Source organism: Streptomyces sp. NPDC030165 (assembly GCF_055573595.1).
This window is the reverse complement of the sequence record NZ_JBVIBD010000007.1, coordinates 77,170-89,464: the sequence shown is the minus strand read 5'-3', so window position 1 is coordinate 89,464 and position 12,295 is coordinate 77,170. Positions and strand designations below refer to the sequence as shown.

Below are 12,295 nucleotides of genomic sequence, written 5' to 3'. Positions count from 1 at the left end.
CCGTCGGGGCAGGGTGGAGGGACGGCCATGGAGATCCATCAGAAGCGCCCTAGTCGAGGCGGTGATGGTCGAGGACGTGTTGGGCGGTGTGGAGGAGGGGTTGGTTGTGGCGGAAGGAGTGGGCGCGCAAGCGGGCGAGGGCGTCGTCGGGGGTGAGGTCGTATTTTTCGGTGAGGATGCCGGCGGCCATGTGGACGGTGGGCGGGTAGCCCTGTGGGCCGCGCCGGGTGGGCCGGGACGGGGCGTTGAGGAGGTGGGGGTGCTCGTCCAGGGCGAGCAGGGCGAGGATGTGGGCGTAGGCGGCGGCCCGGTCTTTTTGTACGGGGGTGAACGGGACGGGGGCGCTGCGGTAGAGGTCCATGGCGCCGATGGGAAGGCTGCCGATGGTCAGGGGCAGGGCCAGGACGCTGCGGGCGCCTTGGTCGGCGGCGATGGTGGTGTAGGCGGGCCAGCGGTCGGCCGCGCGGTGCAGGTCGGCTGCTTCGGCGGGTTCGCGGTGGGTGTAGGCGTCGGTGCACGGGCCTTCCCCGGTGACCAGCTGGGCGTCTTCGACCGCCCTGGCGCGTTCGTCGGTGGCCGCGGCCAGCAGGCGCAGTTCTCCGGCGACGACCAGGGTGGCGCCGGCGAAGTCGGCGTCCAGGTCGTCGGCGCAGGCCCGGCAGGCGGTGGTGAGCGTGAAGCCGTCGGTGAACACGGCGGTGCTGATGCGCTGCCACGCCGCGGTGTGGTGGTCGTGATTCACGGGGTGTCCCTTGAGCGGGGTACGTGCCGGGCAGGAGGCGGGAGGGACACGTCCTTCCGCCGGGGTCTGGGGCGGGGACCGGCCGCATGGGTGCGGGCCGGGACGTGCGGTCGGTCCGACTTGGTCAGGGGCGGGGGATGGCGTCGGTGTCGAGCGTGCCGTCGATGAGCTGCCGGCACAGTCCGGTCAGGGCCAGCTGGTGGCTGCGGGCATGCCGGCGCAGTGCGTCGAAGGCGTCGTCGAGGGTGGTGTTCCAGCGTTCGGCGAGGACGCCCTTGGCCTGCTCGATGACGATGCGGCTGGACAGGGCGGACCGCAGCTGGGCCCGCTCGACATTGCCGAACATGATGGTGCGCTGCTGCAGGATGGCGATGGTCGCCACATCGGCCAGCGCCTGCGCCACCCGGACGTCGGCCGTGCTGAGGTTCTGCTCGCGGGCATCGAAGAGGTTCAGGGCGCCCACGACCTGCTGGCGCAGCCGCATGGGCAGGGCGTGGGTGGTGGCGAATCCGGTCCGGCGGGCGCGTTCGGCGAAGCGCGGGAACGCAGCGGTCTGCCCGGGGGACGTCAGGTCGATGTTGAGCCGGGCGGTGCCGCTGCGATGGCATTCCACACACGGTCCCTGGTCGGTCTGCAGGGCGAAGAGTTCCAGCAGGCGGGTGTGCTCGTCGGAGGCGGCGATCAGCTGGAGCTTGCCGTGCGGGTCGGTGAGCATGACACCCACGGCCGTCACGTCCAGCAGCTCGTTGCAGCGGTCGCACAGCTGGTGCAGGAAGTCGATCAGGTCGAAGTCGTCGACCAGCGTGTCCACGGCATCGACCATGGCCGCCAGCAGTTGTTCCTCACGTGTCATGGCCCGTCAGTCCCTTCGCCGGCAGAAGTCTCCGGCCCGTTCTCATCATCCCGGAAGCTCAGCCGCCGGGCCACCACGTCCTCGGCGACCTCCGTCACCGGGCGTCCGTGGCGGAAGGCGTGGGCCCGCAGCCGCAGGAGCGCCTGGGCCAGAGGGACACCGGCCTGCACGCTGACCATGCCGCTGGCCTGGTGGACGGCGGCCCGGTAGAAGTCCGACCCCTCCTCCCCGGTGGCGAAGGCGTCCTGCTGCGGGCCGCCCTCCAGCAGTACGGCGGTCAACGCGTTGGCCACCAGCCAGGCATCGGTCATCGTGGCGTCAGGCAGCGGGCCGGGGGCCGTGCGCTGCAGGGTCAGGGTGCCCAGACAGGCGGAACCGACATGCAGCGGGAAGCAGAAGACCGCCCCGACGCCCAGTGCCGCGACCTCGGGCAGCAGCGCGGGCCACCGGCCGGACGGCACCCGCGCCAGATCCGGCACCAGCACCGGCGCACAGCAGGCACTCACCTCCGGGCCCGGCCCCTGGCTCAGCGTGAACTGCAAGTCCTCCAGCCGCTCGCTGACGCCGGCGGAGCACCACACCACTTCGTTCAGGCCGCTGTCCGTCGTCACCGAGGCGGCGACACCGTCCACTCCCAGGGCCCGGGCGCAGCGGTCCGGGGCGGCACCGACCAGGCCCGTATCGGTGGCGGACGGGTGCAGGTCCTCCAGCACGGCGGCCAGGTCGTTGTCGGTAACCATGCTCCTCACCTCCCGGCGCAGCCACTCTCCTGCTCGAAAGAGCGGCCCCTGCGGTGCGGGGGGCGGACTCCCGACAGGTCTCAGTCTAGGGAGTTTCGGCGGCCCGGGTCCTCCGAGCAGCAGGGGTGGGAGAAGAACGGCTCGGAAATCTGTGCGCGGAGCCCGGCCGGGCAAAGAAACTGCCGCCGGACGCCCGCGGGCCCTGTGGAGCGCCGCAGCGAGGCGTAGGGTGAAGGTACGGCTGCCCGCAGGTGACGACCTAGTCCACACCATGCTGACATTGGCTTCCGATCGGGGCAGCATCGGCGGTGAATGCCGGAGATCGGAATACCCCGATGCGCACGTACCGCAGTGTCGCGAGCCTGCCCCTTTTCGCACCGAGTTTCCTGTGACGGCCCCCCGGCCGGAAGCCGTCGCCCTCGCCTCCCGCTTCGTGGGCCAGACCCACCCGGCCCGGCGCATCGGCGAGGCGTGCCGCACCGCGCTGCGCGGCGCGTATTCGGTGGGGCTCACACTGGCGGCGGACGCCGCCCTTGCGCAACGGGTCTCGCTGTGCGCCGCCGGCCCGCTGGCCGCCCGTGGCGAGACCCTGCAGATCAACCTCGGAGAGGGTCCCTGTGTGCAGGCCCTGGACCGGCGCACGCCGGTTCTCGCCGCCACCCTCGACGACCCCGTCACCACACGGGAGTGGCCCGTCTACGCCCAGCAGGCCATGGCCCACGATATCCGCGCGGTCTTCGCCCTGCCCATCCTCAACGGCCCCGCCCCGGCACGGCAGGCCGGACTCGTGCTCTCGCTCTACCGCGACCGGACCGGCCCGATCACCGAGGCGGACCTGCGCACCGCCCAGGACCACACGGACGCCGCCGACCTCCTGCTTCTGACGGCCCCCGTGCCCACCGAGGACGACCTGGCCCACGCCTGGCTGCTGCCCGCCGATGCCGTCGTCCACCAGGCCATCGGCATGATCAGTTACCGCCACTCCCGCACCACCGGCCAGGCCCTGGCCCTGCTGCGCGCCCACGCCTACACCCAGGGAACGGACCTGACCACCCTCGCCCACGCCATCGTCCACGACCACCTCGCCCTCCCCGACCCGCCGCCCCCCGCCCCCCCGTCGAACTGAGAACCCCGGGGCCGGCCCGAGCGGGACACACGGTTCCGGTCGCACCACGGCGAACACGGCTAGGTGTGTTGTTCGGGGAGGTTGGTGACGCGGCTGGCTGGGGTGTGGCCGTAGCTGCGTCAGGCGGACACGGAGGCCGGTTCAGTGCCGGTGGCAGCGCGTCGGTCTGTCCCCCACCACAGACTTCGCCTGCGTTGTCAGCACAGGCTGTGCGCGGGAGAGCCTCTCCCTCGTGCCTGCTCACGGCCCCACCCCACGCACAGAAACCTGCTGTGTCGGCACGCTCCCGCACCGTTCCGTCCGCCCCCGAGCCTGCCCCGCGGCGCCTCGGCCGCGACCGCTCCACCTGCGGATTTCTTCCCGCGCCGGCCTGCGGATCGGCGAAAGTTGCGAAGCCTGCGGATGCTACGTTCGCAAGAGAGGGGCGCGGCCGGGGCGTACCCGACCGGCCAGGCACCGCGGCGCACGCGACGAAGGGGGCAGCGGTATGACACGACCGCCCGTCCGCAAGATCTACGCGCACGCCAAACTGCGCAGACTCCGCCGCGAACACGGCCTCAACCAGGTACAGCTCGCCCGCGAACTGGGCATCTCCACCAGCTACCTGAACCAGATCGAACAGAGCCAGCGCCCGCTGACCGCCCCCGTCCTGCTCCGCATCGCCGAAGTCCTCGGCGTCGACGCCGCGTACTTCTCCGAAGCCGAGGAGGAACGCCTCGCCACCGACCTGCGCGCCGCTCTCGGCGACGAGGCGTGCGGCACCCCGCCGCCCCCCGAGGAGATCGCCGAGGTCGCCCGCGACCACCCCGAGATCGCCCGCGCCCTGGTCGCCCTGCACCGCCGCTACCGCTACGCCACCGAACAGGCCGTCGCCCTGGCCGGCCCGGGCGACAGCACCCCTTTGCCGCCCGCCGAGCCCCACGACGAGGTACGCGACTTCTTCCACGCCCACCACAACCACGTCGAACCGCTCGACACCGCCGCCGAACGCACCGCCGCCGAGCTGGGCCTGCGCCCCGGCCGCGCCGCCGACGCCCTCACCGCCCGCCTCGCCGAACGGCACGGCGTACGCGTCGTCCAGGCCGCCCCCGGACGGTCGCCCGATGTCCGCCGTTACGACCCCGAAGCGGGCCTGCTCTTCCTCTCCCCCTGGCTCACGGAAGGCCGCCGAGCCTTCCAACTGGCCACCCAACTGGCCCTGCTGGAGCAGAACTCCCTCCTCAGCACCCTCACCGCCGGCGCACGACCATCCTCCACCGAGTCCGCCACCCTCACCCGCATCGGCCTCGCCGACTACTTCGCGGGCGCGCTCCTCATGCCGTACACCGCCTTCCACACCGCCGCCGAGGAACTGCACTACGACATCGAGCTCCTCCAGGCCCGCTTCGGCGTCGGCTTCGAAACGGTCTGCCACCGCCTGAGCACCCTCCAGCGCACCGGCCGCCGCGGCGTCCCCTTCGCCTTCCTCCGGGTGGACCGGGCCGGCAACATCTCCAAACGCCAGTCCGCCACCGACTTCCACTTCTCCCGCCTCGGCGGCACCTGCCCCCTGTGGACGGTCTACGAGGCGTTCTCCGCCCCCGGCCGCGTCCTGACCCAGGTCGCCGAGATGCCGGACGGCAAACGCCACTTCTGGATCGCCCGCACCGTCACCCGCGGCGGCTTCGGCCACCAGGCCCCCCGCGCCGACTTCGCCGTCGCCCTCGGCTGCGAACTCCGCCACGCCCACCGCCTCGTCTACGCCGCCGGCATCGCCCTGGACGACCCCCGCGCGGCCACCCCCATCGGCCTCGGCTGCCGCCTGTGCGAACGCCGCGACTGCACCCAACGCGCCCGCCCCCCGGCCGGCGGCCGCCTCGCCGTCGACCCGGACCGGCGGACACATGTGCCGTATCCGGTGGTGGACGGCCGCCCCTGACCAGCGCCTGTACCCGTCGCCTCCGGCGTCCGCGACGGCGGGAATGGGCTTCCCGCCGTCCATGGACAGGCACCGGCAGGACGTTCGGGTCCTCGGCGGTGTCGTCCAGGCCCCGGCGGCCGCATACGCCTACCCGGCGCTCCAGCCGGTGCCGCCCCCGTGCGGACCGGGCACGTCCCGTCCCAGGCCTCGGCGGATGGCGGTCTCCACGGGTGAGTACGCGCCGTCGGCCCGCTCCAGTTCGTACGGTGCGGCCGGCATCAGCGGTGGCTGCGCCATGAAGCGCGGCCGCGTCCCGTGGTGCGGCTGCGCCGCGTGCACCAGGAACGGGTGGCACAGGAAGACGTCGCCGGGGGACCCGGTGGCGAGGGCGAGTGGCCGGTGGTCGGACGCCGCCACCAGAGCGGGTGCGAGGGCCGGCCCGCTCGCCCCGTCCTCGCCGTACTTCTCCAGCACCTTCGGTACGTCGAGGTGTGAGCCGACCCGGATCCGGGTCGGGGCGTCCTCCTCGCCGACCTCGCTGAACAGGAACAGCATCAGCAGCGCCCGGCCCCGGGAGCGCAGATTGGTGAAGTACCAGTCCTCGCCCTCCGGCAGGTAGCTGCCCTCGATGTGCCAGCCCGCGTCGTCCGGTTCCTCCTCGTGCGGGAAGCGCAGCGGGAACGTGCCCAGCGAGTAGCGCGGCTCCCAGCGCCCCGCGCCGACGAGCAGGTCGTAGGCGCGGTGCAGGTCCGGGGAGTTGGGCGCGGCGGCGAACGGCCCCTGTGCCATGCCGGCCACCCAGTGCACGGGCTGCGTCCACGTCGTCGGATCGTCCGGGGCGCAGCCCGTCTCCCGCCACAGCAGCCGCGCGCAGTCCGTGGCCACGCGCGGCGCGACGGCACCCGCCAGCTTCACGAAGCCGTCGCGGAGGAAGGCCGAGATCAAGGTCGTGTCATCCATGCCTCCATCGTGCGGCGGCACCGGTCCCGGTCACCCCACCTTTTCCGCACGGCTTCTGTCGGGCGTCGACCGAGCCCTTTCCTCCCGTACCGGGGCTGCGGCTCGCCCGTCTTTTCGCCGCCGACCTCCGTCGCTCCTGGGGAATGCCGTGCCCGCTGCGCGTCCCGTCCGAGAATGGCGAACAGGCTCAGCGGTGCCTGAACTCCGCCGCCCGCTTCTCCACGAACGCCGTCATGCCCTCCTTCTGGTCGGCCGTGGCGAACACCGCGTGGAAGAGGCGACGTTCGAAGCGGACGCCTTCGGCGAGGGTGGTTTCGAAGGCGCGGTTGACGGCTTCCTTGGCCATCATCGCGACCGGGGCGGACATCGCCGCGACGTTCTCGGCGACGCTTTGTGCCTCGTTCAGGAGGTCGGCGGCGGGTATCACCCGTGAGACCAGTCCGGCCCGCTCGGCTTCCGTGGCGTCCATGGTGCGGCCGGTGAGGCAGAGTTCCATCGCCTTGGCCTTGCCGACGGCGCGGGTCAGGCGCTGGGAGCCGCCGATGCCGGGGATGACGCCCAGTTTGATCTCCGGCTGGCCGAAGACGGCGGTGTCGGCGGCGAGCAGGATGTCGCAGAGCATGGCCAGTTCGCAGCCGCCGCCCAGCGCGTGGCCGGCCACTGCCGCGACGGTCGGTGTGCGCAGGGCGCCCAGCCGGTCCCAGGCGGTGAACCAGTCGCTGAGGTACATGTCCATGTACGACCGCGGCCGCATCTCCTTGATGTCGGCCCCGGCGGCGAAGGCTTTCGCCGAGCCGGTGAGGACGATGCAGCCGATGTCCGGGTCGCGGTCCAGTTCTTCGGTGGCCGCCACGACCTCGGTCATGAGCTGGAGGTTGAGGGCGTTGAGCGCTTTGGGGCGGTGGAGGGTGAGTGTGGCGGTACGGCCGGTGCGCTCGACGAGGATCGTCTCGTACGGGTGCGTACGGTCGTCGGTGCGCGGGGTGGTGTCGGTCATGCGGTTGCCGTCCCGTTCTGGTCGGTCTGCCGTGCGTCCGGGGTGCCGCCGGACTGTTGCCGGATGGTGCGGACGATGCCGGAGAAGTCCTCCGCCGCGCCGTCGCCCTCGGCGAACGCCGCGTACAGCTCGGCCGCGCGCAGGCCGAGTTCGGCGTGTACGCCGCCCGCGCGGACCGCGTTGGCGGCCAGTTTCAGGTCCTTGGCCATCAGCGGTGCCGCGAAGCCCGGCCGGTAGCCGTGGTTGGCGGGGCTGCCGGGCACCGGGCCCGGCACGGGGCAGTTGACGCTCAGGGCCCAGCACTGCCCGCTGGCGGTGGACGCCACGTCGTACAGGGCCTGGTGGGACAGGCCCAGGTGCTCCCCGAGGACGAACGCCTCGCTGACCCCGATCATCGATATGCCGAGGATCATGTTGTTGCAGATCTTCGCGGCTTGCCCGGCGCCCGCCGCGCCGCAGTGCACGGCCTTCCTGCCGATCGCCGTGAGCAGCGGCTCGGCCCGTGCGAACTCGGCCGGGCCGCCGCCCGCCATGAACGTCAGCGTGCCGGCCTCGGCGCCCACCACGCCGCCCGAGACCGGCGCGTCCAGGGCCTGGTGGCCGGCGCGTACGGCGGCCTCGTGGGCGGCGCGGGCGTCGGCCACGTCGATGGTCGAGCAGTCGATGAACAGGGTGCCGGGGCGGGCTGCCGCGAGCAGTCCTCCGTCTTCGTAGAGGGCGAGGACGTGCCGTCCGGTGGGGAGCATGGTGATCACTACGGCCGCGTCCGCGGCGGCTGCCGCCGCCGAGTCGGCGGGTTCGACACCGGCCTGGGCGGCCGTCGCCAGCGCCTCCGGTACGAGGTCGAAGCCGGTCACCCGGTGACCGGCCTCGACCAGGTTGGCCGCCATCGGGCCGCCCATGTTGCCGAGGCCGAGGAAGGCGATGGTGAGGGCTTCACCGTTCTGGTACCGCGTCTCCGTGCTCACCAGGGCTCCTCCTGCGTACCGGCACCGTCGGCGAGCCCCAGTTCGCGGGCGCCGAGCGGGGCGAAGAACCGGGCCACGTCCTCGTCCGTGACCTCGGCGAGGGTGGCGGGGGACCAGTGCGGCGTACGGTCCTTGTCGATCACCTGCGCGCGGATGCCCTCGACCAGGTCGGGCGAGGCCAGCGTCGCGCACGAGACGCGGTACTCCTGGTCCAGGACCCGTTCCAGCGGCCCCAGGTCACGGGCGCGGCGCAGCGCCGCCAGGGTCACCTTCAGGGAGGTGGGGGACTTGGCGAGGAGCGTCTCGGCGGCTTCCTTGGCTTCCGGGACACCGCTGCCGAGCAGCCGGTCCACGATTTCCTCGACGCTGCCGGCCGCGTAGCAGGGGTCGGTCCACTCCCGGTAGGCCGCCAGGTCGCCCGCGGGTGCCTGCTGTACGTACCGGGGCAGTACCTCGGGCACCGGGTCGGCGGCGAGGTCCGACAGCAGCCGTGTCAGCAGCCCGGACGGTACGAAGTGGTCGGCGAGCCCGCACAGCAGGGCGTCACCGGCCCCCACCGCCGTCCCGGTCAGCGCCAGGTGGGTGCCCAGCTCGCCGGGTGCGAGCGCCAGCAGGTACGTGCCGCCGACGTCCGGGACGAAGCCGATGCCGGTCTCCGGCATGGCGACCTTGGACCGTTCGGTGACGATGCGTACGCTGCCGTGCGCCGAGACGCCGACGCCGCCGCCCATCACGATGCCGTCCATGACGGCGACGTACGGCTTGGGGTAGCGCGCGATGCGGGCGTTGAGCCGGTACTCGTCGCGCCAGAACGCGGCGGACGCCGCACCGCCGCCGGACCGCGCGTCCGTGTGGATGGCGCGGATGTCGCCGCCCGCGCACAGGCCGCGCTCACCCGCACCGGTGATCACCACGGTCTCGACCGCGGGGTCGTGCTCCCACGCGGTCAGGGCCGCGTCGATCCGGCGCACCATGGTGTGGTTCAGGGCGTTGAGGGCATTGGGCCGGTTGAGGGTGAGGTAGGCCGCGCGGCCCTCGGTGCGCAGCAGTACGGAGTCGTCGCGGGCGGGGGCCGGTGCGAGGTCGTCGCGTACGGGGGTGCCGGTCATCGGGCGGCCCCCGTTCCGGCCTTGGCGCGGGTGGCGCCGGCCCCCGCCCCGGTCAGCCCGCGGGCCACGATCAAGCGCATGATCTCGTTCGTTCCTTCCAGGATCCGGTGCACCCGAAGATCGCGGACGATCTTCTCCATGCCGTACTCACTCAGGTAGCCATAGCCGCCGTGCAGTTGCAGCGCACGGTCGGCGACGGAGTAGCCCGTGTCGGTGGCGAACCGTTTGGCCATCGCGCACAGCTGCGGCGCCTGCGGGTCGGCCCGGTCCAGCGCCTCGGCCGCCTGCCGCACCAGCGCGCGGGCGGCGGCCAGCTCGGTGGCCATGTCGGCGAGCCGGAACTGCAGCGCCTGCGCGTCCAGCAGCCGGCCCCCGAACGCCTCCCGGTCCCTGAGGTACGCCTGCGCCGCGTGCAGGGCGCTCTGGCCACCGCCGAGGGAGCAGGCGGCGATGCCGAGCCGGCCGCCGTTGAGGCCGCTCATCGCGATGCGGAAGCCGTCGCCCTCCGCGCCGAGCCGCCGGCCGGCGGGAATGCGGACCTCGTCGAGGATCACCTGCCGGGTGGGCTGCGCGTTCCAGCCCATCTTCTTCTCGTTGGCGCCGAACGACAGGCCCGGGTCGTCCCGTTCGACGACGAACGCCGAGATGCCGCCAGGGCCGTCCTCGCCGGTACGGGCCATCACGATGTACACCTGCGAGGCCCCGGCGCCGGAGATGAACTGCTTCACGCCGGTCAGCACGTAATCGTCGCCGTCGCGCACCGCGCGGGTGCGCAGCGCCGCCGCGTCGGACCCGGCGCCCGGCTCGGTCAGACAGTAGCTGCCCAGGTCCGCCATCGAGCACAGGCCGGGCAGCCAACGGGCGCGCTGTGCGTCGTCGCCGTACCGGTCGATCATCCAGGCGACCATGTTGTGGATGGAGAGGTAGCCCGCGATGGACGGGCAGGCGGTGGCCAGCACTTCGAAGACCAGCACGCCGTCCGTGCGGCTGAGCGCGGAGCCACCGTACTCCTCCCGTACGTAGACCCCGCCGAGCCCGAGCCCGGCGGCCTTGCGCAGCACGTCCACGGGGAAGTGCTTGTCCTGGTCCCAGGCCACGGCGTGCGGCGCGATGTGCTCCTGCGCGAAGTCCAGGGTCGTCTCGGCGATGGCCAGCTGGTCCGCGGTGAGTGAGGTCAGCGAGGCAGCCGTGGTGGCGGTGGTCATGACACTCATCGCGCTCAGCCCATCGTCGGGATGGTGAAGCTCGCGCCCTCCTTGACCCCGGAGGGCCAGCGCGAGGTGACGGTCTTGGTCCGGGTGTAGAAGCGGATCGCGTCCGGGCCGTGCTGGTTCAGGTCGCCGAAGCCGGACCGCTTCCAGCCACCGAAGGTGTGGTACGCGACCGGCACCGGGATGGGCACGTTCACGCCGATCATGCCGGTGTTCACCCGGCGGCTGAAGTCCCGCGCGGTGTCCCCGTCACGGGTGAAGATCGCCACGCCGTTGCCGTACGGGTGCTCCGTGGGCAGCCGCAGCGCCTCCTCGTAGTCCGCCGCCCGTACCACCGACAGCACCGGGCCGAAGATCTCCTCCTGGTGGATCCGCATGTCCGGGGTGACCCGGTCGAAGAGCGATGCGCCCGCGAAGAAGCCGTCCTCGTGTCCTGGCAGGGTGAAGCCCCGTCCGTCGACGACCAGTTCCGCCCCCTCGGTGACACCGAGGTCCACATAGGCGCGGACCCGGTCCAGCGCGTCGCGGCTCACCAGCGGCCCGAAGTCGGCGTGCGGGTCGTCGGAGCGGCCGATACGCAGCGTGCCGACCCGCTCCTTGAGCCGCGCCACCAGCGCGTCGGCGGTCTCCTCGCCCACCGGTACGGCGACCGAGACCGCCATGCAGCGCTCGCCCGCCGATCCGTACCCGGCGCCGACCAGCGCGTCCACTGCCTGGTCGAGATCGGCGTCCGGCATCACGATCAGGTGGTTCTTGGCGCCGCCGAAGCACTGGGCGCGTTTGCCGTGCGCGGCGGCGGTCGCGTAGACGTGCGCGGCGATCGGCGTCGAGCCGACGAAGCCGAGCGCTTCGACGCGCGGATCCTCCAGCAGCGTGTCCACCGACTCCTTGCCCCCGTGCACGACGTTGAGGATGCCGGGCGGCAGCCCCGCCTCCAGGAACAGTTCGGCGAGCCGCAGCGGAACCGAAGGCGCCCGCTCGGACGGCTTCAGGATGAACGCGTTCCCGCAGGCGATGGCCGGCGCGGCCTTCCACAGCGGGATCATCGCCGGGAAGTTGAACGGGGTGATGCCGGCCACCACGCCGATCGGGCGGCGCAGCGAGTGCACGTCGATGCCGGTCCCGGCGTTGTCGGTGAACTCGCCCTTGAGCAGGTGCGGGATGCCGGCCGCGAACTCCACCACCTCCAGCCCGCGCTGGAGGTCGCCGTGCGAGTCCGGGACGGTCTTGCCGTGCTCGCTGGACAGCAGCCGGGCCAGGGAGTCCCGCTCGCCCTCGACCAGGCGCAGGAAGTTCAGCAGCACGCGGGCGCGCCGCTGCGGGTTCCACTCGCCCCACTCCGGCTGGGCGGCCGCGGCGTCCGCGACGGCCGCGGTCGTCCCGGCCCGGTCCGCGAGCGGGACCCGGGCCTGCACGGTGCCGGTGTTGGGGTCGTACACATCGCCGTAAGCACCCGATGTTCCCGGTGTGTGCTTGCCGCCGATGAAATGGGTCAGTTCACGGACCATGGGGGCCTGCTCTCGTCAGGTGAGATCCGGGGATGGCACGGCCGGGCCCACGTACGGCGCGGATGGCGCGCGGCACGCGGCGGGGCCGTGGGACGCGAAAGGCGTGGAACCGTCAGCGCGCGGGCGGTGCCGCGGGCCGGACCGGATCACCTGGGCTGTGGGTACGCACCGGTGCCATGCG

At 72.6% G+C, this 12,295-nt stretch carries 11 protein-coding genes; 2 read left to right on the top strand and 9 right to left on the bottom strand.

What is annotated here, in order from left to right:
- Positions 1–49: 49 nt before the first annotated feature.
- The 3 genes from ACZ4Z1_RS15420 to ACZ4Z1_RS15410 all read right to left on the bottom strand — a co-directional run bounded on the left by ACZ4Z1_RS15420 (position 50) and on the right by ACZ4Z1_RS15410 (position 2,335).
- Entirely contained in the window at positions 50–742 is a 693-nt protein-coding gene (locus tag ACZ4Z1_RS15420) for a GAF and ANTAR domain-containing protein (protein ID WP_468487092.1), read from the bottom strand.
- Positions 743–866: 124 nt separating this feature from the next.
- Entirely contained in the window at positions 867–1,595 is a 729-nt protein-coding gene (locus ACZ4Z1_RS15415) for a GAF and ANTAR domain-containing protein (RefSeq protein WP_468487091.1), read from the bottom strand.
- Entirely contained in the window at positions 1,592–2,335 is a 744-nt protein-coding gene (locus ACZ4Z1_RS15410) for a GAF and ANTAR domain-containing protein (protein WP_468487090.1), read from the bottom strand. Before ACZ4Z1_RS15410 ends, ACZ4Z1_RS15415 begins: the two co-directional genes overlap by 4 nt.
- Before the next feature lie 388 nt (positions 2,336–2,723).
- On the opposite strand from ACZ4Z1_RS15410, the gene ACZ4Z1_RS15405 reads away from it, so the two are divergent.
- Positions 2,724–3,461, top strand: coding sequence for a GAF and ANTAR domain-containing protein (locus tag ACZ4Z1_RS15405; protein ID WP_468487089.1), 738 nt, complete (start codon positions 2,724–2,726; stop codon positions 3,459–3,461).
- Positions 3,462–3,948: 487 nt separating this feature from the next.
- Positions 3,949–5,379, top strand: a complete 1,431-nt coding sequence (locus ACZ4Z1_RS15400; protein WP_468487088.1) for a short-chain fatty acyl-CoA regulator family protein — start codon at positions 3,949–3,951, stop codon at positions 5,377–5,379.
- Between the two features lie 129 nt (positions 5,380–5,508).
- Here ACZ4Z1_RS15400 and ACZ4Z1_RS15395 read toward each other — a convergent pair whose 3' ends face one another.
- From ACZ4Z1_RS15395 to ACZ4Z1_RS15370, 6 genes are all read right to left on the bottom strand, one after another.
- Complete coding sequence (locus ACZ4Z1_RS15395; RefSeq protein WP_468487087.1) at positions 5,509–6,321, bottom strand: phytanoyl-CoA dioxygenase family protein; 813 nt, start codon at positions 6,319–6,321, stop codon at positions 5,509–5,511.
- 187 nt (positions 6,322–6,508) lie between these two features.
- On the bottom strand, positions 6,509–7,318 hold the full coding sequence (locus tag ACZ4Z1_RS15390; RefSeq protein ID WP_468487086.1) for an enoyl-CoA hydratase: 810 nt from the start codon (positions 7,316–7,318) through the stop codon (positions 6,509–6,511).
- The gene (mmsB, locus tag ACZ4Z1_RS15385; RefSeq protein WP_468487085.1) at positions 7,315–8,286 is read right to left on the bottom strand and encodes a 3-hydroxyisobutyrate dehydrogenase; all 972 of its coding nucleotides are present in this window, start codon (positions 8,284–8,286) and stop codon (positions 7,315–7,317) included. Before mmsB ends, ACZ4Z1_RS15390 begins: the two co-directional genes overlap by 4 nt.
- Entirely contained in the window at positions 8,283–9,395 is a 1,113-nt protein-coding gene (locus ACZ4Z1_RS15380) for an enoyl-CoA hydratase/isomerase family protein (protein WP_468487084.1), read from the bottom strand. The genes mmsB and ACZ4Z1_RS15380 overlap by 4 nt, the downstream gene beginning before the upstream one ends.
- Complete coding sequence (locus tag ACZ4Z1_RS15375) at positions 9,392–10,609, bottom strand: acyl-CoA dehydrogenase family protein (protein ID WP_468487083.1); 1,218 nt, start codon at positions 10,607–10,609, stop codon at positions 9,392–9,394. Before ACZ4Z1_RS15375 ends, ACZ4Z1_RS15380 begins: the two co-directional genes overlap by 4 nt.
- Before the next feature lie 5 nt (positions 10,610–10,614).
- Positions 10,615–12,114 (bottom strand): CoA-acylating methylmalonate-semialdehyde dehydrogenase, encoded by a 1,500-nt coding sequence (locus tag ACZ4Z1_RS15370; RefSeq protein ID WP_468487082.1) that lies wholly within the window; start codon positions 12,112–12,114, stop codon positions 10,615–10,617.
- Positions 12,115–12,295 lie beyond the last annotated feature (181 nt).